General features: G+C 37.2%; 20 protein-coding genes and 1 other RNA gene. 16 read left to right on the top strand and 5 right to left on the bottom strand.

Annotation, left to right across the window (positions count from 1 at the left end):
- Positions 1–3: 3 nt before the first annotated feature.
- Positions 4–1,107 carry a phage shock protein operon transcriptional activator gene (gene pspF, locus AC27E9_RS07480; RefSeq protein WP_487128781.1) on the bottom strand — a complete coding sequence of 368 codons (1,104 nt, stop codon included), beginning with the start codon at positions 1,105–1,107 and terminating at the stop codon, positions 4–6.
- Positions 1,108–1,298: 191 nt separating this feature from the next.
- Here pspF and pspA point away from each other — a divergent pair, with 191 nt between their 5' ends.
- The 12 genes from pspA (at position 1,299) to ffs (ending at position 10,945) form a co-directional block, all read left to right on the top strand.
- Entirely contained in the window at positions 1,299–1,970 is a 672-nt protein-coding gene (gene pspA, locus AC27E9_RS07475; protein ID WP_487128779.1) for a phage shock protein PspA, read from the top strand.
- A gap of 53 nt (positions 1,971–2,023) precedes the next feature.
- Positions 2,024–2,251 (top strand): envelope stress response membrane protein PspB, encoded by a 228-nt coding sequence (gene pspB, locus AC27E9_RS07470; RefSeq protein ID WP_487079532.1) that lies wholly within the window; start codon positions 2,024–2,026, stop codon positions 2,249–2,251.
- Positions 2,248–2,724, top strand: a complete 477-nt coding sequence (gene pspC, locus AC27E9_RS07465; protein WP_487128777.1) for an envelope stress response membrane protein PspC — start codon at positions 2,248–2,250, stop codon at positions 2,722–2,724. The genes pspB and pspC overlap by 4 nt, the downstream gene beginning before the upstream one ends.
- A 340-nt stretch (positions 2,725–3,064) precedes the next feature.
- Positions 3,065–4,495, top strand: a complete 1,431-nt coding sequence (locus tag AC27E9_RS07460; RefSeq protein ID WP_487128775.1) for a YcjX family GTP-binding protein — start codon at positions 3,065–3,067, stop codon at positions 4,493–4,495.
- Positions 4,492–5,508: a YcjF family protein gene (locus AC27E9_RS07455; protein WP_487128773.1), complete on the top strand. Its 1,017-nt coding sequence runs from the start codon at positions 4,492–4,494 to the stop codon at positions 5,506–5,508. The genes AC27E9_RS07460 and AC27E9_RS07455 overlap by 4 nt, the downstream gene beginning before the upstream one ends.
- 207 nt (positions 5,509–5,715) lie before the next feature.
- The gene (gene phhA / locus AC27E9_RS07450; protein WP_487128771.1) at positions 5,716–6,528 is read left to right on the top strand and encodes a phenylalanine 4-monooxygenase; all 813 of its coding nucleotides are present in this window, start codon (positions 5,716–5,718) and stop codon (positions 6,526–6,528) included.
- 10 nt (positions 6,529–6,538) lie between these two features.
- Complete coding sequence (locus AC27E9_RS07445) at positions 6,539–6,877, top strand: 4a-hydroxytetrahydrobiopterin dehydratase (protein WP_487128769.1); 339 nt, start codon at positions 6,539–6,541, stop codon at positions 6,875–6,877.
- 112 nt (positions 6,878–6,989) lie between these two features.
- Positions 6,990–8,540 (top strand): transcriptional regulator TyrR, encoded by a 1,551-nt coding sequence (gene tyrR / locus AC27E9_RS07440; protein ID WP_487128767.1) that lies wholly within the window; start codon positions 6,990–6,992, stop codon positions 8,538–8,540.
- A 49-nt stretch (positions 8,541–8,589) separates the two neighbouring features.
- The gene (gene maiA / locus AC27E9_RS07435) at positions 8,590–9,231 is read left to right on the top strand and encodes a maleylacetoacetate isomerase (RefSeq protein ID WP_487128765.1); all 642 of its coding nucleotides are present in this window, start codon (positions 8,590–8,592) and stop codon (positions 9,229–9,231) included.
- Between the two features lie 65 nt (positions 9,232–9,296).
- Positions 9,297–10,160, top strand: a complete 864-nt coding sequence (locus tag AC27E9_RS07430) for a DUF3014 domain-containing protein (protein ID WP_487128763.1) — start codon at positions 9,297–9,299, stop codon at positions 10,158–10,160.
- 14 nt (positions 10,161–10,174) lie between these two features.
- Positions 10,175–10,759, top strand: a complete 585-nt coding sequence (locus tag AC27E9_RS07425) for a 1-acyl-sn-glycerol-3-phosphate acyltransferase (RefSeq protein ID WP_487128762.1) — start codon at positions 10,175–10,177, stop codon at positions 10,757–10,759.
- Between the two features lie 89 nt (positions 10,760–10,848).
- An RNA gene (ffs, locus tag AC27E9_RS07420) (signal recognition particle sRNA small type) lies at positions 10,849–10,945 on the top strand.
- 370 nt (positions 10,946–11,315) lie between these two features.
- On the opposite strand, the gene AC27E9_RS07415 is transcribed toward ffs, so the two are convergent.
- The 3 genes from AC27E9_RS07415 to AC27E9_RS07405 all read right to left on the bottom strand — a co-directional run bounded on the left by AC27E9_RS07415 (position 11,316) and on the right by AC27E9_RS07405 (position 13,085).
- Entirely contained in the window at positions 11,316–11,576 is a 261-nt protein-coding gene (locus AC27E9_RS07415; protein ID WP_487128760.1) for a late competence development ComFB family protein, read from the bottom strand.
- Between the two features lie 113 nt (positions 11,577–11,689).
- Entirely contained in the window at positions 11,690–12,292 is a 603-nt protein-coding gene (gene priC / locus AC27E9_RS07410) for a primosomal replication protein PriC (RefSeq protein WP_487128758.1), read from the bottom strand.
- Between the two features lie 10 nt (positions 12,293–12,302).
- Positions 12,303–13,085, bottom strand: a complete 783-nt coding sequence (locus AC27E9_RS07405; RefSeq protein WP_487128756.1) for a sulfite exporter TauE/SafE family protein — start codon at positions 13,083–13,085, stop codon at positions 12,303–12,305.
- A 601-nt stretch (positions 13,086–13,686) separates the two neighbouring features.
- Between AC27E9_RS07405 and AC27E9_RS07400 the strand changes: the two genes are divergently transcribed.
- The 4 genes from AC27E9_RS07400 (at position 13,687) to AC27E9_RS07385 (ending at position 22,141) form a co-directional block, all read left to right on the top strand.
- Entirely contained in the window at positions 13,687–16,530 is a 2,844-nt protein-coding gene (locus AC27E9_RS07400; protein ID WP_487128754.1) for a TonB-dependent receptor domain-containing protein, read from the top strand.
- A gap of 937 nt (positions 16,531–17,467) precedes the next feature.
- Positions 17,468–20,287, top strand: coding sequence for a TonB-dependent receptor (locus AC27E9_RS07395; protein ID WP_487128752.1), 2,820 nt, complete (start codon positions 17,468–17,470; stop codon positions 20,285–20,287).
- 196 nt (positions 20,288–20,483) lie between these two features.
- Positions 20,484–20,762, top strand: coding sequence for a hypothetical protein (locus AC27E9_RS07390; RefSeq protein WP_487128750.1), 279 nt, complete (start codon positions 20,484–20,486; stop codon positions 20,760–20,762).
- Between the two features lie 110 nt (positions 20,763–20,872).
- Entirely contained in the window at positions 20,873–22,141 is a 1,269-nt protein-coding gene (locus tag AC27E9_RS07385) for an aspartyl/asparaginyl beta-hydroxylase domain-containing protein (RefSeq protein WP_487128748.1), read from the top strand.
- Between the two features lie 111 nt (positions 22,142–22,252).
- On the opposite strand, the gene AC27E9_RS07380 is transcribed toward AC27E9_RS07385, so the two are convergent.
- Positions 22,253–22,765: a hypothetical protein gene (locus AC27E9_RS07380; protein ID WP_487128746.1), complete on the bottom strand. Its 513-nt coding sequence runs from the start codon at positions 22,763–22,765 to the stop codon at positions 22,253–22,255.
- Between the last annotated feature and the right edge of the window lie 419 nt (positions 22,766–23,184).

Genomic DNA, 23,184 nt, shown 5'->3' with positions numbered 1-23,184 from the left:
TTTTTATTCTTCGTCAGCACCACTAGATTCAAGTAAATTATATTTTTTCAAATAACCTCTTAATTGATGATAGGTTAATTCAAGTGCATCTGCGGTTTTCTTTTGATTATATTGACAATTTGCTAGCGCTGACTTGATCAAATCGACTTCATAGTTCTGTGACAAGTGCTTCAATGAAATTGGAAAATCAATCTTGCTAGCTAATGGCTGCATTGCTTGTTCTACTTTAGCTGGCTGAGCAGTATTTGCTTGCTCTGTATCTATAACTGCTTTTTCTGGGGCTGCAATAATTCTATCTTGTGTTTTTATGCGTTTTGATGGGCGATAAGGTGACTCAAAAGGGTCCACCACTAGCTCATGTACGGGTAAATGTGGATTGTTGCAACGATAAACACTTCGTTCAACCACGTTTTTTAACTCGCGAATATTTCCAGGCCAGTGGTATTCCAATAACGCCCGCTTTGCCTTTTCAGTAAAACCACTAAATAATTCAAACTCAAGTTCACGCGCCATATTAATCGCAAAGTGCTCTGCTAATACTAAAATATCGTCTAAACGTTCACGTAGTGGCGGTAAGGTAATTACATCGAATGCAAGGCGGTCGAGTAAATCCGCCCTAAATTCGCCGGATTCCGCCATTGATGGTAAATCTTCATTAGTTGCAGCAATCAGTCTTGCATTGGTTTTTATCGTTCTTGAACCACCAACACGTTCAAATTCACCGTATTCAACAACTCTCAACAGTTTCTCTTGTATTAGGCCTGAAGTATTCGCGATTTCATCAAGAAATAAAGTACCGTTATCTGCGCGTTCGAAACGGCCTTCATGGCGCTTACTTGCACCAGTAAATGCGCCGCTGTCATAACCGAATAATTCACTTTCTAATAAATTTTCATTTAAAGCCGCACAATTAAGCTTCAAATAACTTTGATCCCAACGTTTTGATAAGTAATGTAAACGAGCTGCTACTAACTCTTTACCGGTACCGCGCTCACCGATAATAAGTACAGGCTTGCTAAGTGGAGCAATCTGCGAAATTTGTTCAAGAACTTCTAAAAAACTGTTGGATTGACCAATGAGATTATCTTGTTGGTTAAAACGTGCCATCTACTGACCTAATAATTGGTTTATTTCACTAACAAATAGTGTATTTTATTAATCGAGCTTAGAGAAGTCTTTTTTTAATTAATAATAAAGTGTTATTTTTCATGGTGTTAAGTGTTTGTGAAAACTTGGCTTAGAACATGAATAGTAAAACGTAAGACATTTTAAGCAAACTATTGAACGAGGAAGTAATTATGGGTGTTTTTTCAAGATTCACAGATATCATTAATTCTAATATCAACAACTTATTAGATAAAGCAGAAGATCCTGCAAAAATGGTGCGCTTGATCATACAAGAAATGGAAGACACGTTAGTTGAAGTTCGTTCTTCATCGGCGAAAACTTTAGCTGATAAAAAAGAATTAGCACGTCAAGCAAACCGCTTTGAAGCTGATGCAACTCAATGGCAAGAAAAAGCTGAATTAGCTTTAAGTAAAGGTCGTGATGATTTAGCTCGCGCTGCTCTTATGGAGAAGAAAAAGTCGGTTGAAAATGCTGAGGCACTGCGCGATGAGCTTCAACATGTTGATGAGCATATAAGTAAGTTACAAGATGAAATAACGCAACTGCAAGAAAAACTTGCTGACGCTAAAGCTCGTCAAAAAGCGATTATTATGCGCGAGAAAACTGCGAACTCTCGCTTAAAAGTTAAAAAGAATATTGATAGTGACCGAGTAAACGATGCCTTAAGCCGTTTTGACCGCTATGAACGTAAGATTGATGATATTGAAGCACAGGTTGAGTCGTATGACATGGGTAGTAAGTCGTTAGCAGATGAAATTGCCGATTTAGCATCAGATGAAAAAATTGATGATGAATTAGAGCAATTGAAAGCTAAAATGAAATCTGAGCCAAAAGACAAATAATTAGACGTTAACAGCAGATACCTGAAGTTGGGTGCAAATTAAGGAGAAGTATTGTGGAAGAGATTATTATCGCTCCAGTAATTATATTTATGATAGTAGTAGCACCTATTTGGTTGATATTACATTATCGAAGCAAACGCCAAATTAGTCAGGGCTTTAGTGAAGAAGAATATATTCAACTGTCTGAGTTATCCGAATTAGCAGACAAAATGGCCGACAGAATTAAAACTTTAGAAGCTATTTTAGATGCTGAAACGCCTGAATGGAGAAATAAAGTATGACCAATAAACCCCGAGGTGAGTTATATCGAAATACGAGCCAAGGAAAATTAGCTGGAGTGTGTGCAGGTATTGCAGATTACTTTGGTTGGGAAACTTGGTTAGTACGAATTCTAGTTGTTTCAGGTGTGTTGTTAGGCATGGGTTGGTTCGTTGTTATTTATATTGCGGCCTGGTTCATATTAGACAAAAAAGCGGGTAGCCCCGCTAATGCCAAACGTCATGGTCAACGAAACCCTAGTGGTTATCATGCACAACAAGCAGATAACGCAACACAGGCGCAAGCTAGCCATGAGGAATTTGCTAATGAGTCTATTAAGGTAAAGTCACGAATATGGCAAGCAGGTGAGCCGCCTAAGCAAGCGTTCCATGACATTAGACGTAAATTTAAAACCTTAGAGCGTGAGCTAAGAGTTATTGAACGCTACGTAACATCACCAGAGTTTACGGTTTCAAGAGAAATTAATAAACTTTAATGAAAAGCGGCTTAGCCGCTTTTTTTCTCTCTATTATTTTTCTGCCACTTTATCGGTTTAGCATTAATTAAAATAACTTTTCTTGTTACTAATACCGTTATGTTGCAGATGATAATTGGTAGGGAGCATAAGTAAATTGAGCCATAAAAAATTAGAATTTTAGGAATAATATGTCATCGAAGCAATATGCCTTTTATCGGTAATTCTTAGATAAAGTGCTGTTATCAAATTAGAAAAAACGCTACCATCAAATTGCGCCATATTTCTATTTTTAAGAGAAATATTAGCGAAACAATATCCTATGAATAGAAAGAAATATTAATCCAAACAGTAGCTAAGCATGGCATTGATCAAAAAAATTCAGTTAGATAAGTTTAAACAAAAAGCCAACGATATTCTTAACCGTTCTATTGACCAGCATGTCACTTTAGCGGTAACGGGCTTAAGTCGTAGTGGCAAAACTGCATTCATAACATCAATGGTGAATCAGTTACTTAATGAAGGCAATAACTCACAGCTTAGTTTTTTCAATGTTGTGCACCAGGGACGTTATATTGCTGCTAAACGGGTACCACAAAAACATTTGCATATTTCTCGTTTTGAATATGACGGCGCAATGGACGCACTGTGTCAATCACCAGCAAAATGGCCGGAGCCAACGAGTGGTATTAGTGAATTACGATTAGCGATACGTTATCAGCCAAAAGAGTCTTTGTTAAAATATGCCACGCAAGCAGCAACTTTATATCTTGATATTACCGATTATCCGGGGGAATGGTTACTCGACTTACCTATGTTGTCGCAAACATTTGAAGAATGGTCGCAGCAAATGGCAGAGTTGTTAAAGCAATCACCTCGTGTTGAGCATGCAAAAGAATTTTTAGAAAAAGTACAGTCACTTGACCCATTTGCCGCTGTTGATGAAAATGTATTGGCAGACTTATCGCAAGACTATACGAAGTTACTACTGCACTTTCGTCATCAATTAGGTTTGTCGGTTATTCAGCCCGGCCGATTTATTTTACCGGGAGAGCTAGAAGATGCACCTATTCTACAGTTTTTCCCTTTCCTAGATTTCGATAATATCGATGGCAATGATTATCAAAATGCTAAAGATAATTGCTATATAGGAATGTTGCGTGCGCGTTATATTGAATATAAAGAGCGAGTTATTCGTCGTTTTTATAAAGAGCATTTTATAAATTTCGATCGACAAATTGTATTAGCTGATTGCTTAACACCGCTAAACAATGGCCCAGAAAGTTTTGCTGATCTACAAAATGCCATTGCCATGATCATGAAAAGCTTCCATTACGGACAGTCGAGTTTGCTTTCACGATTATTTTCGCCAAAAATTGATAGATTGCTATTTGCAGCAACCAAAGCCGATCATGTTACTCCTGAACAGCACAACAATTTAGTGTCATTACTAAATAAACTGGTTTATCAAACCAAACAAGCCTTAAATTTCGACAGTATTAAAATGAAAACCTTAGCGTTAGCCTCGGTAAAAGCAACCAAAGTGGGTAAAAGCCAATATCAAGGGAAAAATATTCCGGTAATACAAGGTAGGCAATTAGCTACCGATAAAATAATAACGCTATTTCCTGGCACAGTTCCAGCTGCTATTCCTAATAGTGAGTATTGGCAACAGCAAGCTTTCAATTATATTACCTTTGCACCTGCACAATCTGCTGCTCATGATGAATGTTTAAGTCACTTGCGTATGGATCAAGTGTTACAGTTTCTACTTGGAGATAAATTAAAATGAGTGAGTTAGACGATAAATATCAACAACAAATATTGTTTGATGAAGTCGACTTGACTGATAATTCAATTAAAACTAACACCCCTCAAATCATTGTTGATGATCGTGACTGGTTGCTTGATGAACAACCTGAAAGTGCTAACGAGAATGAAATACTTGAACCAAGCAAGCCGCGTTGGCTTTGGCGTGGTATAGGCGCCTTATTTTCAATTTTAGTTGTTATTGAAGTAGTGCAATTTTTTATTAATGGCTTTACACAATCACCTATTATTTCTGGCTTATATGGTGTTTTACTTGCTGGCTTGTCTATTGTCGCAGGTAGAAGCTTATGGCGTGAACTTTCTGGACTTCGACAATTTAAGCGTCAGCAAGTTGTTCAGCAACAAGCTCTAAATATCACGGCAGGGGAAGGAAATGTTTCTGCGCTCGCTTTTTGTGAAAAAATTTCAGCTAGGCTACCTAGTGACTTGGCAGAATATGATCATAGTAAATGGCATGATTTAGAACTTGAAACGTTTAATGACGCTGAAATAATGAAGCTTTATTCGCGTAACGTACTGTCACAAGTTGACCAAAAAGCCTTAGCTGAAATTGCAAAGTTTTCAACTGAATCAGTAGTACTGGTTGCCCTTAGCCCAATAGCAATTATTGATATGTTAATTATGCTATGGCGAAATCTACGTTTGGTGAACAAAATTTCGGCATTGTATGGCTTAAAGTTGGGCTATTGGAGTCGCGTAAAGTTAATTAAACAAGTTATTTTTAATATGGCTTATGCTGGCGCAAGCGAGCTTGTTGCTGATCTAGGCGCTGATCTACTCGGTGCTGAATTATTAGGAAAGTTATCCGCAAGAATGGCTCAAGGACTAGGTGCGGGCATGTTAACGGCGCGTTTAGGGCTTAAAGCTATGCATATGTGTCGCCCAATCCCATTTGAGGAAGAAGCCCCTAAACTTGGTCAAGTTCGACAAAAAATTGTTAATCAAGTGAAAAATCTCATTGTAGCTAAACGCTAGGTTATTGAAATATATTTTAAAAGTATAAAGCTGTACACTTTCATGTAACACAAATTTTACACTCTCAAAGTCTGTTTGAAAAATAGCCGATTTGAAAGCCGTGCTTTTTCTACCCCTGTTGCCTTAGTATTGAGGCAACAAAATTAACTCAACAATATCAAACTAACTCAACAAATAAATTGATATTAATAAAGTAAGGTTAAGAGCATGGCAAAGGCGACTAAGTACGTTTCTAAAGTTGCAGATGACCGAGGCATTATTGCTTGGTCTGATGAAGAAAATAAAATTTGGCAAGAATTATTAGCCCGTCAATTATCAACAGTTAAAGATACCGCCTGTGACGAGTTTGTTACTGGTCTTGAAAAGTTAAATCTACCAAAAGACAGAGTTCCACAGCTTGAAGAAGTTAGTAAAGTTTTAAGAGCTGAAACCGGTTGGAGCTGTGAACCTGTGCCAGCGTTAATAGGTTTTGGCGAGTTCTTTCGTTTGTTATCTGAAAAGAAGTTTCCAGTTGCGACCTTTATTCGTTCTCGTGAAGAGTTCGACTATTTACAAGAGCCAGATATTTTTCATGAAATATATGGCCACTGTCCGCTATTAACTAACTCATCATTTGCAGATTACACGCAAGCATATGGAAAAATGGGCTTAAATGCTTCGAAAGAAGATCGCGTATTCCTAGCAAGATTGTACTGGTTTACCGTCGAGTTTGGATTGTTAGATACACCAAAAGGGTTACGGGTTTATGGTGGTGGAATATTGTCATCACCAAGCGAAACCGAATATGCACTCAATGATAAAAATGTTGAGCGTAAAACACTCGATGTACTCGATGTACTTAGAACGCAATATCGTATCGATATTCTTCAGCCGGTTTATTTTATGTTATCGAAAGTAAGTGATCTCGATAATATTCGTAAATTAGAAGTAGAAGATATTATGGCATTAGTGGCGCAAGCACGAGAAATTGGCCTGCACCCGCCAAAATTTGAATTAAAATCAACATCAAAAGCAAGTTAAGGGAAATTTTATGAGTGCCGAATTATCAAATCAGCAATGTGAAGCATGTCAGGTTGATGCACCTAAAGTAAGTGATGATGAGTTAGCAACTTTGTTGGCTCAAATTCCTGACTGGGTGCCAGAAGTCAATGACGGTGTCATGATGTTAGAGCGAGAGTATAAATTCAAAAACTATAAATTAGCATGGGCGTTTGCTAATAAAGTATCAGAATTAGCGGAAGAAGAGTTTCATCATCCTGCAATTTTATTGGAGTGGGGCAAAGTAAAAGTTACTTGGTGGACGCATGCTATTAAAGGCCTGCATAAAAATGACTTTATTTGTGCAGCAAAAACAGACCAACTCCTGTAACGTTTTCTTACAACAATAAATACTAGCCTCCTGTTACAGGGGGCTTTTTTTTGTTGTAAAAATTAGTTTACAATAGAGGCATTGAATAAAGTTGTATGCTTGAGGTTATGAAATGCGTTTAGAAATAGGTTGCCAAGACCGAGTAGGTATTGCACAAAATGTTTTGGCAATATTTGTTGAGCGTGGCATTGATTTACGCGGTATTGAATTAAAACAGCCGGGTAAAATTTTTATTAATATTCCTGATCTTGAGTTTTCAGAGCTGCAAGACTTTATGCCGCAATTAAGATTAATTGATGGTGTTGTTGATGTAAAAACCACTCCATATATGCCCTCTGAGCGGGAAAGAAACGAATTCGAAACCTTAGTTAAAACCTTCCCTGACCCATTTATTTCAGTCGACACTAAAGGCCAAGTACGTATGGTTAATAATGTTGCCTCACAAATTATGTGTGAAACAATAGAAAACATCGTTGGTGAGCACGTTAGCACATGGTTAAAAGGTTTTAACTTTACCCGTTGGTTAGATGGCGAAGAAGTTTTAGCACAAACCCGACGAATCAAGTTTCAAGATGATGACTTTGTTGCAGATATTATTCCAATTCATGTTGCAGAGGGTGACGAAGCTCAAGTTCTGGCAGGTGCGGTATTGATTTTGAAATCAGAAGCGAGACTAGGGCAACAAATTAGCGCTTTTAAGAAGGCTAATGATAATAACTTTGCCGGTATTCAAGCAAATAGTAGTGCAATGCGAAAGCTATTACGTGAAGCAAAACGTATGGCTTTACTTGATTCTTCAATGTTAATTGTTGGCGAAACTGGTACCGGTAAAGAATTGCTGGCAAGAGCATGCCACAGTGCTAGCGACAGAGCTGATAAACCATTTATGACCTTAAGCTGTGCTGCCTTACCAGATGATGCTGCAGAAACTGAGTTATTTGGCGTTGGTGCGACCGGAGATGCAAACGCTAAACGTGGTATTTTTGAATCGGCGGATGGTGGCACAATATTTTTTGATGAAGTTGGCGAAATGTCGGCTAAATTGCAAACCAAAGTATTGCGAGTGATACAAGACGGTACCTTTAGACGTATCGACGATGAAAAAGAAATAAAAGTTAATGTACGTATCATTAGTTCGACAAATCGAGACTTGTTGAATATGGTATCTCTCGGTGAGTTTCGTGAAGATTTATATTATCGTTTGAATGTATTAGGACTAAATATTCCATCTGTTAGGGAAAGGCGAGCAGATATTGTACCACTAGCGGAACTTTTTGTTGCTAAGTTTGGTCAACGTATAGGTAAAACGCATATTTCTTTTGATAAAGAATGTCTTGAATTTATTGAACATTATCCATGGCCTGGCAATGTTCGCCAATTAGAGAATGTACTAATTCGTGCTGTTTCCTTGATTGAAGGGAATGTCATAATGACATCGCACTTACAGTTACCTGCTTATACTCGTGAACATGGTTATTTAGAACAAGACTTTGAAGGCACACTAGACGCAGCAGTGAAAAATTTTGAAGCCGATTTACTGCGCAAACTTTATCCTGCCTACCCGAGCACAAGGCAGTTGGCAAAGAAATTAGGCTTAAGCCATACCGCAATAGCAAACAAGTTGCGTGATTACGATATTAATAAAAAAACAGTCAAAATTTAATATGGGTTTTGGCATTGTTCCAATTATTCGAATTATTTGAGAATTTATCATGAAGTTATATGGTTACTGGCGCTCTTCTGCTGCCTATCGCGTTAGAATTGCAATGCATTTAAAGGGGTTAGACTTCGAATCTATTGCTGTGCACTTAGTGAAAGACGGCGGTCAGCAACATCAAGACACTTATACTCAGTTAAATCCGACGCATTTAGTACCTACTTATGTTGATGAAAATGTTACGCTAAACCAGTCATTAGCGATTATTGAGTATTTAGAGGAAATGCACCCTGCGGTGGCAATTTATCCAGTTGATAGTGTGTTAAAGGCTAAGGTTAAAGCGTTAGCACTTGATGTTGCTTGTGAAATCCACCCAGTGAATAATTTACGCGTACAACAATATTTAGTGAAAAATTTAGAGGTTACTCAGGAAAACAAGCTGGCATGGAGCCATCATTGGATGAATGTTGGTTTTGCAGCAATTGAAAAGCAATTGACAGAATCTGCTGGAGAGTATTGTTTTGGTGATGAAGTTACTATGGCTGATATTTGTTTAGTGCCACAAGTGTATAATGCCAATCGCTTTAATCTTGATATGAGCGAATTTCCACAGATCACACGTGTAGTAAGCAATTGTAATAAGCTACCTGCATTTATTGCAGCATTGCCTGAAAATCAGCCCGATGCACAGCTATAAAATGCCAGTGCTAACGCTGTAGTCAACGTTTAGAATATCCGAGATTATTTAATATAAAGGTTATTATGTCATTACAAAATACAGAGCAAAAGCAAACGCCTTGGGGCATTGTTGCGATTATTATTGCCGCGATTATTACATTTGTTATTTATTATTATGTAATTTCAGAGGGTGAAGAGCAAAAGGTTATAGCGCCTATTACGACAGTAGTTGAGCCTGCTCCGTTACCTGAAACACCCATTGAGCCAGAAGTGGCAACGCCTGAAATTATTGAGCCCGATCTCGAACCTGAAGTTGAAGAAGTAGTCGAGCTTGAGCCTGAAATTATATTACCGACATTAGATGAAAGTGACTCTTGGTTTAGTGACAAGTTGGCGAATTTAACTTGGCGTAAAGAACTGTTAAAACTGATGGTGACAGAAGATATGATCCGCCGCTTTGTCGTGTTTACCGATAACTTTAGTCAAGGAACATTAGCTTATGAACATGCACCAGTTGTTGAGCCAACCAGCAAATTTTCTGCAATAGAAGAAAAAGCGCAACAAGGGAGTAAATGGCAATGGGATGAAAGTAATACCCGCCGATTTAGCCTATATGTAGATTTACTACGTTCGATGGACAGTGAAATGTTAGTGCAGTGGTATGTTGAGTTAAAACCGTTAATTGATCAAGCTTATCAAGAATTAGGCTACCCAGATGATGAATTTGGTGATGTTCTTCAAGAAGCCATAAGTAAAGTACTCGATATGGAAATACCAAAAGCATTACCTGAACTTGAACGCCCGAGTGTAATGTATAAATATAAAGACGAATCTCTAGAATCGTTAGATGATGCAGAAAAATTACTACTTCGTTTAGGGAAAGAGAATTTATTGGTGATTAAGTCTGTGATGTTAGAAATTAATGAAAAACTTGCTAGAGTTCGTTAGTTAGAAGCACTTTGATGAATATACCTCATGTTGCACCGTGCATTCCAACACGTAACTATGGCCTTTTGCATAAGTTAGCTAAGCGAATCTTAGCTTTGTGTGGTTGGACAATTAAGGGTGAATTACCAGCTCAGCCGAAGTTTATATTGGCAGTTGCACCTCATACTTCGAATTGGGATTTTTTCGTTGGTATTGCCGTTATGTTTACTTTGCGACTTAAGGTGTCATTCTTAGGGAAGGCTAGTATTTTTCGCTGGCCGGTAAAGTCGATATTAACTGCAATAGGTGGCATAGCTGTCGACAGACGCTCTAGTCACGGTGTGGTAGGGCAAATAGTTAAAAAGATAAAGCAGAACGAAAGCTTTATTTTAGGTTTAGCACCTGAAGGTACACGTAGCAAAACGATAGAATGGAAAACGGGTTTTCTACACATAGCTAAGCAAGCGAATATACCCGTAGTGCCGGCAAGTTTTGATTTTGCTAAAAAAGAAATTTGTTTTCATCCGGCAGTTTATGTTTCGGGTGAAATTTCACAAGAATTAACTGAATTTAAGCAAGTTTTTGCTGATGTTTGTGCAAAAAATCCGCAAGCAGTTTAAATTTACTAACTAGCGCTTGCAACTGAGCATTCGATTAGCGATAATTCGCGCGCTTTAAGGTAATTCCTTAATCGCATCTATGGTGACCCTTTCGGTCCCTTCGCAATGATACTCTGTGAACTCGGCCAGGTCCGGAAGGAAGCAACCGCAGCAGACGACTCATGTGCCGGAGTGTGGCTGATTGGGTTGCCACCCAAATTTTACTAATCAATAACCTACTTCTTTTAAATTATACCTCTAGCGAATTTGCTACATATAATGCTACTTAAGACATTCTCAGCATCTGGCATGTAATCTTCTATATCGCTTTTAATTCTAATTGGTTATGAAAACTAAACTTCTCAGTACTTATTGAATAATACCGATTGGGTTGAACAGGTAGTTTATAAAACTACAGTTACTCATTGAGTAGCTAGTTCTTGCTAGTTCTTGCTAGTTGTTCGACTAAAGAATGACGGGCAGGGGGAACGGTTTAAAGCGGAGGATTAGTAATGCTTACCTTAAAGAAAAGCATTACTTAGTATAAGCTAGGTTAGTTATCTATAATTTTTAGCGTTTAACTATTTTCTTTCATAAACTCTAGCGCTTTTGCTACAGCAACTTTGACATTATTTTCCATTTCAAAGCGTTCAGATGCAGGTAAATAAAAAGCCATATCAACTTCGTGACGGATATAACGTGTTGGAAGTTGATTTAATACAACGCATATTAAATCGGCAATAAACTCACTATCGTATTTTTCCTCTAACTTTAAAGCCGTAAAGTGTTGAGATACTAAGTTTTCGTAATAATTATGAATATCATCAGAAATTTTCATTGGCATGTCTCTTTCGTTATAGAATTATATTACTGTATGGCTAGAGTACTGAAATCAGTGATAGTTTTCATCTGTTAAATGAACAATTAATAAAAATTTTAGTTTATGTTTCGTTAGAATTTTTTGGTTTGTGCAATTTCTCGTTCTAATTTTGAAATAGCTTGCCGACAGCGGCCTAAACGTTGATGTAATGCCAACACTTCTTCTGAAAGGCGGCTACTTTGTTTAGGGTTTGCATGCTGACGTTGCTGTTCTCGTTCGTTAATCATATTTAATAATCGTCGCTCAAACTCATGGGTTTCTTCAAGCTTTTTATGCAAATTGTGACTTGATTGCATGATCGCTTGTGCTGCTTTTTTATATCTGCGAGCTTTTATTGCAACTAATCTATGTTCCGCTTCTTTGTGTATGGTTTTATTGGAATCTAATGCGGTACGTAAGGCAAATATTTGCTGTTCAATTATCTGTAGTCGGCTATGCGCTAAGGTGTTCTTTTTATCTTGTAGCAGTCGAGAAAGCTCACTAGTCTTGTTTTGAATTTCCTTTACATAAGGAAGAAAAAGATCGCTGTGTGTTGAAAATAACGCTTCTGCAAATATGTCATTTTCTTGAATAATCTTATGAGACTTCTCATGCTTATTCATTTCGTCAATATTAGCAGCTTGCTCAGCTAATTGGGTTAAAACATTTTGAATTTTTTGGATGGCTATTTTCATGATAGATTACTTATGTCAGCCAAGCTTGGTAGCCAAGATTGGCCGACATAGCTATAACAACGGTTATAAATACGGGTCGAATAAATTTGCTACCAAATTTTATAGCCCAATGGGCACCAACCCAAGCTCCTATCATAATGAATATTCCCATTGAGATACCAAGCAAAAAGTTTACGTGACCAAGATAGATAAAGGTCAGTAAACTACAAAAATTGCTGACAAAATTAGTAAATCGCGCTAAACCACAACTTAATAATATATCAATTTTGTAAAGTACATTGGATGAGCTAACCCAAAACGCGCCTGTACCAGGGCCTGCAATACCATCGTAAAAACCTAATACAAGACCTTGAATTGTTTGTTTGAGCTTAATGTTAATTGTTTTTTCTGGTAAGCAGTGTTCATCATGAGAGTTTGATTTTGTCACCAGGGTATATACAGCAGTGATAATGATTAATACTGGAATATATTTATCCAAAAATTCCACCGACAAGGAGTTAACAACTACGGTGCCTGTAATTGCACCTATTGCCGTAGCCACTATTGCCCAAAGCCAGTACTTAGGGTTAAAAAGTTTTTTACGATAAAACGCAAATGAGGCGGTACAGGAGCCAAATGAAGCAGCTAACTTATTTGTACCTAGCGCAACATGAGGAGGTAACCCTGAAGTAAGCAATGTCGGTACTGTCAGCATACCGCCACCACCAGCAATGGCGTCAATAAGCCCGGCAATAAAGCCAACGCTACACAACGTTATCCATAAACTTAAATCTAATACTGGGTCAACTACCATAAAATTTAGAGATTAAAAAACAAAAGACAATTATATCACAGCGAATGATTGATTTTATGGATGTTTTTTCGACAATTATCAAGTGATGAAACAATTAGACATAATTTACATAATTGAATATGTTTCTAGGTTTTTCAATCTTGATTGGGAAGCTTGTTTCTTTTTGATTCTTAAGGATTTTTTATGGTGGTTAATTGTGTCAGTCATTTGTTAAAAATTTCGTTAAAATTTTAATGATTCTATCTTGTTGATTTTATTTGTTTAATTTCTTTTAAATGTTTCAGCTTTTGTTAGAGGGGAATTACATAATGTTAAAGTTGTAATCGTTATTTTTTTTGTTACGTATTGATTTTAATGGTTAAATTTTTAGTGTCTTAGTGCTTTTGTTTTAAAGTGTAACCTAGTTGTTTCAGTGAGTAATGAATTGAAATAATTGTAGTTTTTTTATCTTTTCTTGTACGCCTAGTATGTCTCTAAATCGAGGCTTTCTTTGTGGCTTGTTTTTAGCTACCCATATTGAGAATTTCGAAACCAACAGAGCAGTTTAATAGCTCTGAACTTTAGAGCATGAACATCACTTATGTGATGCAGGGAGAATAACATGTATAGAAAGAATAAAATTTCAAAATCGATTTCACTAGCACTTATGTTTAGTGCTAGCTCAGTACTGATGACAGTACCAAGTTTTTCTGCGTTGGCTCAAGAAGATGCTGATGATGTTGAACGTATTGAAGTCACGGGTTCGCGAATTAAACGTACCGATATGGAAACACCAGTTCCTGTTACTGTTATCGGTCGTAGTGATATTTTGGAAATGGGTGCGATAAACGTTGCTGACGTACTAAATACTAGTCCTGTTGCTGTAGCAGGCTCAGATCAATCAAATACCTCTTTTACTAATTCAAGTGTTGGTTTAAATACTACTGCTTTACGTAATTTGCAGGAAGAGCGTACTTTGGTGTTAGTTAACGGCCGCCGTTTTGTTTCTGGTGTGTCACCATCAGTTGGTTATGCCGTAGATTTAAATGCAATTCCAGCAGCGATGATCGAACGTATAGAAATTCTTAAAAGTGCTTCTTCAGCAATTTATGGTACGGATGCGGTAGCAGGTGTTATAAACATCATTACCCGTAAAGATTTCGAAGGTGTTGAAGTTAATGCTCAAACCGGTATTTCTGATGAAAGTGACCGAGAGAAATATGCTATTAATATTACTGCTGGTAATACTTGGGATACTGGTAGCGTAACTATGGCGTTTGGTTACGATGAAGACAAAGGTTTAAAGTCATCAGATCGCGATTTTTCTGCTGTTGATAGAGCAATAATTTTAGATGATAACGGTAATGAAGTTATTGGTGATGTATTTTCATCATTTCCACCACAGGGACGTATAGGTAGTACTGGTAGTGGCTATAATGGCGATGGCACACCTTTCGATGGTGATGCAGGCTTTGATGGTGACAGGTTTAACCGTGCTGCATTTAGGCAATTAGTAACGCCATTAGAGCGGAAATACGTGGCGATGAATTTCAATCAAGAGATTGGTGATAATATTAATTTTTTCACTGAAATGAACTGGAATTCTACAAAAACTAATGACTCTACAATTGAACCATACGCATTAACAGTTCATGACGATATCTGGTTTAATGATCGTGGTGGTAATGGTGGTATGAGTGTCATGTCACCGTTATTGCCTGACTTGTTGCGTGATAATCTTATTGCGGACGGTGTAACCGACTTAAATGAAGTGGGCTTTAGACGCCGTATGGTTGAGTTTGGCCCTCGCTCGACGGATTTAGAGCGTTCAACCATTCGTGTTGCTTCAGGTTTTGATTGGAATATTGATGATAACTGGAATTTGAATACCTACTTTAGCTGGGGACAAACTGATCAAACACAGCAAAATGGTGGACAAGTTAATGTTGAACGAGCAGCTTTTGCGCTTGATGTTGAAGAAACTGCTGATGGTTCATTACAGTGTGTAAATGAGCTTGCTCGTCTTCAAGGTTGTGTACCATTAGATATGTTTGGCGCCGGTACTATTTCAGACGCTGCAGTTGCCTATGTTAAAGCGCCAGCAAAAGTAGCAGGTCGTGTTGAGCAATTTGTTTTTGCTGCTTCAGTTACAGGTGAATTACCGTTTGAACTTTCTGGTGGTAATGTTTCAGTGGCTTTTGGTGCTGAGCATCGATTGGAAAAAGGTGCATTTAGCCCTGGAGATCTTGCACAAACTGGTGCTTCTTCAACTAATAAATCAGATGCTACCAATGGTTCATTCTATAGTAATGATATTTTTGGTGAAGCAATATTGCCGATTACAGATGATTTAGAGCTTGATTTAGCGGTACGCCTTTCAGATCATGAAATTGTTGGAGACGCAACGACATGGAACGTTGGTATGCAATATCAACCTACTGATGAGTTGATGTTTAGAGCGTCGGCAGCAACAGCTATTCGTAACCCAAACGTTGCTGATTTATTTGGTGGTCGTGGAGAAACCTTTGCTGGCGTTACTGACCCATGTAACGGTATTACAGCAGCTTCAACCTCTCAAGAAGCCATTAACTGTTTGTCAATTCCAAGTATTGCTGCTCGAGTTGCAGCTGAAGGAGCATTTGAGCTAACACAAATCGAGGCTCAAAGTACCGGTGGTACGATTGGTGGTAGTCCAGATATTCAGGAAGAAACAGCTGATACGTGGAGTGCAGGTGTTGTATGGCAGATTATGGATGGTTTGTCGATGACAGTGGATTACTATGACATCTCGATTGAAGATGCAATTGCCACTACCAGTCGAACTACCGTGCTAAATCGCTGTTTTGCTGTTTCAGCATCAGAGTTTTCTGCAACATGTAACGGTGCAACGGTTCGTGACGCAAATGGTGCGCTAACTGAAGTTGACTCTGGCACAAGCAATGAAAATAATATCGAAACATCAGGCATTGATATTGAATTTAATTACACTGCAGAGTTTGGCCCTGGCACATTTAAAGCAGATCTTATTTGGAACCATACTCGTGAATGGGTACAAACAGCAATTGAAGACGGTAGTTCCGTTGATTTTGCTGGCGAAGTATTAAACCCTGACAATCGAGCTAACCTAAATATGAATTATGCTTTAGAAGATATTTCATTTTCTTGGAGGATACGTTATTGGGAAGAATCAGTTGATTCAGTAGAAGGCGATAATTTTAACTTTACTGATTTCGAACCACTTGCAGAGTCAAATGTTTATCCTTCAATGGTATATCACGATATTTCGGCAAACTATCATATGACTGATAATACTGAATTTAGTTTTAATGTTCGTAACTTGTTTGACAAACAACCGCCGTTTGCAGGCCAAGGACATGATAAAGGTGGTACTGGTATTAACACTGTATCTGAGGCGTTTGATGTTACAGGGCGGTACTTCCAAGCAAGTGTTACTACAAAGTTCTAAATAAAGTGATATAACTTTAGAACTTGGTAATAAGCATATCAAGCTCCTTTAAAATAGCTCCTTCATTATGAAGGAGCTATTTTTATTTAAAAATAAAAATGATAGATATTCGTCGGTGAGATTGCAGCTTTTAAAGTTAGTTTTATAAGTGCTGCTTTGCCAATTTATAGTCACCTTACTCCAACTAAAATAATGATATTTTTACTCTTTATCTGTAAGTACACGGAATACCCGAAAACGTACTTATATTAGACTGCCTCAATAGCTACCTTTCCTAATAAGTTAAGTAAAATTTTCAATATAATTTTAACTCGTTGTACTTTTTTTGAGCTAATAATTGGAAAATATCAACTAGTAGTTAGTAAAGAGATTTTAAGATGCTTGTTAACATCCAGATTAATCAAATTTAATTAATTAGTTTTAATGACTAAATTAAATACAAGTAGAACCTTAATAACTGTCTGCTTATGTTTACATATAAAGCGAAATTCGTATGAATTTGCCTTATAGCATGTAAAAAAGTTTATTTTTTTATATTAATTATTTTGTTACATATTCCTTTTTTTCATGTTTTTAAAAAAAAACACTTTCTTTTAAGTTTTTGTATTTATTGGTTTTTGTGTTTTGTTTGCATTGACGAAAAATTACGTATTATTTAGGTGTGACAAGACTGACCAATTAAATGTTAATCGTGTTATCTTTTTTAGTGTTTTTAAGTTTTTGTTTTTGTTGTTTATTTTTGTTTTTGTGGTTGCTATCTACATAGTAGGTGTAACTTGTTGGAACAAAACGTAACTAATTGTGTTGACCCGTTAACAATTTTAAGTTTAATATCTAGGTCGATAGATTAAGGTCTACGACCAAAAATAAAAACAAACAAGGCAAAATAGCCTTGATTTTAAACACTAGAGTCACGAAAGTGATCCAGGGAGTAAATATGTATAGCAATAGCAAAATCGCTAAAGCTGTTCGCGTTGCCATGATGTTCGGCGCAGGTACAGCGACAGCAATCTCAGCACCAGCATTTTCAGCTGAAGAAGAAAGTGCAAAAGAAGGCGTTGAGCGCATCGAAGTAACAGGTTCACGTATTAGACGTGCAGATGTTGAGGGTGCAAACCCTGTTTCCGTAATGACTGCAATTGAAATTGAAAAGTTTGGTATTACGTCTATTGGTGATGTTCTTCAATCTATTCCATCTGCGGGTTCTGCAATCAACACTAACAGTAACAACGGTGGTAATGGTTCAACTACACTTAACATTCGTGGTGTTGGCTCAAATCGTACGTTAGTATTAATTAATGGCCGTCGTCTTGCTACTACCTTAGGTGGTTCAGTAGATTTAAATAACATCCCATCTTCAATTATTGAACGTATTGAAGTACTAAAAGATGGTGCTTCAGCTATTTATGGTTCTGATGCCGTAGCTGGTGTTGTTAACATCATCACTCGTAAAGATTTTGAAGGTGTTCATGCTTCAGCGTATAAAGGTGAGTATGACGAAGGTGATGGCGGTAAAGAGTCTTATGACTTAGGTTTCGGTGTTGCTAATGATAAAGGCAATGTATACTTCAACGTAAGTTACGTTAAAGAAGAAGCAACATTTGCTGGTGATCGTGATATATCATCAGTGCCTGTATATGGCACTGATCCAGGATATGATGGTTCATCAGGTACGCCTCTAGGTCGCTTTATGTTTTTCGACCAAGATGGATTACAAAATCATACAACTGACGGTAACGGTAATTTAGCTCCTTGGGTAGAACCAGATAGTCGTTTCAACTACGCACCGTTTAACTACTTATCAACACCTCAAGAGCGTGTAAATTTATATACACAAGCAAACTATGAGTTGAGTGATACAGTGCGTGTTAACGCAGAAGTTATGTACGGTAACCGTAAATCATCTCAACTTTTAGCTCCAACTCCTTTATTTTTCGGTTCAGCGTTCGGTGACACAGGTTTCACTATTTCAGCGAATAACCCTTGGAACCCAACGGGCATGGATTTAACTACTGACAGCGCTGTAGGTGATGAAGGTAATTTATTCTTAGTTGGCCGTCGTATGTTTGAAGCTGGTTTCCGTAAATTTAACCAAGATGTTGACCACTTCCAATTTAACGGTGGTTTTGAAGGTGAATTTGAAATTGGCGAAAGAGTATTTTACTGGGATGCTAACTACGTTTATTCTCGCACTCAACAAAACTCAATTACAGATGGTCTATTAAACATGGATCGTGTGAAGTTAGCTATTGGTGACCCAGCTGATTGTGTAGCTCCTTGTACTCCGTTGAACTTATTCGGTGGTGCTACTGGTATCGGTGAAGGCACAATGACGCAGGAAATGATTGATTATATCACTTTCACTGCACAAGACGCATTAGAGTCTGAGCTTAAAGGTTATACATTAAACATCTCGGGTGATTTGCTTGAGTTACCTGCCGGTATGTCTGGTTTTGCTGCTGGTTGGGAAAAACGTTGGTTATCAGGCTCTGATCAACCTGATGCTCTAATTGCTGCAGGAATTACTTCTGGTAACTCTCGTCAACCTACATCAGGTGCTTATAGTGTTGAAGAGTACTTCTTAGAGCTAGCTATTCCATTAGTTGCAGATGTAGCTATGGTACAAAGTTTAGATCTTGAATTAGCAACACGTTACTCTGATTACAGTAACTTTGGTGATACGACTAACTCTAAAATTGGTTTGAAATGGCGTGTAAACGACGAATTACTACTTCGTGGTACTTGGTCTGAAGCATTCCGTGCTCCTTCTATTTCAGAGTTGTTCTCTGGTAATGGTGATGGTTTCCCTGCACTTACCGATCCATGTAATGGTGGTGGTGGTAGTAAACCTGGTTGTGCTGGCGTACCTGATAACTATCAGCAACCTAACGCGCAAATTCGTATAACTACAGGTGGTAACCCAGATCTACAACCTGAAGAAGCTGAAACATTCACTTACGGTTTTGTATACAGCCCTGAGTGGGTTGAAGGACTATCTGTAACGTTTGATGTATTTGATATTGAAATTGATGGTGCCGTTTCTACAACAGGTGCACAAACAATATTAAATGCATGTGCTGAAACAGGTACAACTTTCTGTAACCTTATCAAGCGTACCGCGGGTGGTAGTGTTGAAGATTTATTCAATGGTTTTGTTAACTTAGGTGGTCAAACTACCTCTGGTTTTGACACAGAAATTGATTATAACTTCGAAACTGAGTTCGGCGACTTCAATTTTGGTATGGATTTAACATATATTGATGAACGTACGGTTATCAGTGTAGATCCGGTAACAGATACTTCTGTTAGCTTTAACGAAGCTGGCAAAGCTTTTGACCGTGATGTTGTACCACGTGTTCGTTCAAACATCAGCTTAGGTTGGACAAATGGTGACTGGTCTGCAAACTACTTAGTTCGTTATATCGGCAAAACTGTTGAAGAATGTGATTTCGAAGATGATGCTGATTCAGCTGGCGTATTATACGAAGACAAACTTTGTAGTAACCCAGGAGTTTCATCATTTAATGAAGACGGTGATTTAGTTAAAGAAAGTACTAATAAACTGAAAGCTATGGCTTATCATGATGTTTCTGTTACTTACTTTGTAACGGACGACATTAAAGTAACTGCTGGTGTAAACAACTTGTGGGATACTGATCCTCGCGTTTCTTACACAACATTTGCGAACAGCTTTGATCCATCTATGTATGAAATCCCAGGCCGTTTCCCTTATGTACGCGTAAGTACTAAGTTCTAATAAAACTTTATTAGGATTAAATCGAAAAGCCTCTTTATAGAGGCTTTTTTTTGCTCTAAATACTTTCAGATATTGTTATTTTTAGTTTTCAAGCTGAAGCTAGTGATATGAATTCTTTATTGAAACCACTTGTATTCACGTTAAAAGTTTTGTAGATTAAATGTTTATAAATTGTTAATGATAAAAGGGACGTAACGTGAAAAATAAAATGGGATTGACACTATTAACCGCAGGGTTATTTTTAACTGTCGGTTGCTCATCTACTAATAGCGCAGATAAAAAAGAAATTAGAGAAGATGTTCAAATTGCTATGAACGAGTCTGGTTATCGTTGTGAAAAAACCTATAGTGTTGGTAGTAATATCAAGAAAAAAAGATGTAGTACTAAAAGAATGCGTGATAGACAACGTGAAGCTGCTGTAAAATCAATGGAAGCAGGTCAAGGTGGACACGCTACAACCGGTGGTGACCTCTAATAAGCTCTGCTTTAAATGGGGACTTTAATGTCGAGCTTGCTCGACATTTTGCTTTTAGTAACCTTCTAATATAGTATGCTGAATCTCTTAAATTATTTTAGCTTTTAAAAATGATTGACCAGGAACAACAGCTTAATTTGTATGTGAAGAATAACCGTCTTATCGATGCTAAAAATTTATCACATAAAATCCTAGAGCAACATCCAAATAGCACAATTGCTCATCAAACTCTTATTCAGTTTTACTTTAATACTCGCGATTTAGTGCGGTGTATACAGCAATGCTCGAAACTGCTCATTGCTTCTCCAAATGATTTATGTGCACTTAAATTTGAAATTTTGAGCTATATAGAGCAAAAAGAATTTTTATTGGCACGACAGAAAGTTGATATTGCTTTAAAACGTTATGGCAGCAACATTGAATTGTTCTTGTTACAGGCGGAAGCATGTGTGTGCCAACAGGAATATGAAGTGGCATTAGATGCATATAAAAAATTACATGATTTTAATCCGTTATTTTTTACCTCTAAAACATTAATAGAAAAAGCCAGTTTCCGGCAACACTTTAGTAACGTAAGCAATCTTTTGAAGCGTGATGCACATCAAAAAATGCAACCATTTCTTGGTAAGAGCAAGAGAATTGATCGGGCCATAAATTGCTTTTTTGGCCTTGAACAATATACATCAAATTCAGAGTTGCAAAAGGGTAGCTTTTTTAATGTTCCTCAGTTGCTAGCTAAGCCATTTTATCAAGTTGATGAAATTCCCGAATTGCGGGCATTACTCGATAACTTAACAACTAATATGGCGTCATTAAAACAAGTATTGAAAGATGTTAAAAGAGAGAACTATATAGAGACTATTGATACCAAAACAACAAAGCAGGATTGGGTGCTACTGTCCAAAAAGTGGCAATCAATACACTTATTAAAAGCAGGTAAAGAATGTAAAGTAAATTCAGAAATGGAGAAAATCCAAAAAATCTTTGCCGCGGATGTGATCGCTAATTGTCCTCCACACGCACCTGAAGCATTTATTTCTATATTACCGGCAAATACTAAAATTCCGCCACATTATGGTCTTTCGAATGTTAAATTAACGGTTCATTTACCAATAGATGTTGATTCCAAAAGCTCAATAACGGTAGGCGGAGAAAGGAAAACTTGGCATCATGACGGAGTACTGGTGTTTGATGATAGCTTTTTGCATTCGGCAGAAAATCACTCAGAAAATGCTAGAGCGGTCCTTATTTTTGATATTTGGCATCCTGATCTCAGTGAAGTAGAAAAAGAAGCCATTAGGGAATTTATGTTGATATATGATCGTTGGAGTAAGATTTTTTCTTCACTGTCGAAAGCGGTTCAGTTAGCACTAAAATAATCTGAACTTTTTGTACAGTGACATGTTATTTTTAGTTTCAGATAGACTGCTTGAATAAAGTAGTTAATTAATTTAATTCAAGCAGTCTACGCGATAATTATAAACAACTTGTTACAAAGTCCATTTGTGCTCGCAACGCTCTTCTAGCCGATTTGAGCCAACGCCCTTCTTAGCACGACAAACTAACCCTTTGGCTTTTGCGCCGTATTTGCTTTTATATACTTCAATTTCTTTCTCAAGTGCCTGCTGGGCATTTTCTGGAATATACTTTGCTAGTCTCTTCTTCATGGTGACCCAATCAGTGTTACGCTGCTCTAGTGCTAAATTAAGCCAAACCCATGCTTTTGCTACGTCTTGCTCTGTTCCTTGCCCTTGTAAATACATCGTTGATAAATAGAATTGCGACTCTTTATGACCCCACCTTGCTGTATTTGATAACTTCTCATATGCACTTTCAAAATTCTTGGCATTAAGTGAATGCAATGCAGAATCTATTTTCTGTAAATAATGACTTTTTAGTCTTGGCATGTCGTCGTACTCGCTAGTAACTAGTTCGTTAGCGGCTGCCGGTGACGTTGATATAGCTAAAACCAACAGCACAACATATTTTGTAGCTTGTAACATAATAACTTCCTTTTAATTTTTTGATAATTTTAGTTTTGACCAAATTAATTACAAGCAAGATTATGTAAATAAATATGTAAACAGAAAGATATTTATTTGTAATTATTTTCCTTCTGTAGGAGAGGGAGTAATTATAATAATGTGGACTATTTCTATAACATAACCTTTAGAAGTACCGTGTGATTCTTAGAGAGACTATTTGTTTGCTATATTTTCCGATATTACTTATTGCGGCGATTAGGAGAATTAACATTTTATTTAAAGATTATTTTGGAACAAATTAATTGTTAGATTGTAAAAAGGTTGAGGAATTAGTAGTGAATTTGTTAGCTTGTAACAAATTAATTGAAAATGTTTTTGGTATTTTGCTTATCTCTTTGTTTTGTAGACCTTTTATTTTAACCGACTTTTTTTTGTTG

This window comes from Colwellia meonggei, assembly GCF_057537295.1.
Note: the sequence above shows the minus strand (reverse complement) of the source record. Positions and strands in the feature narration are given on the sequence as shown.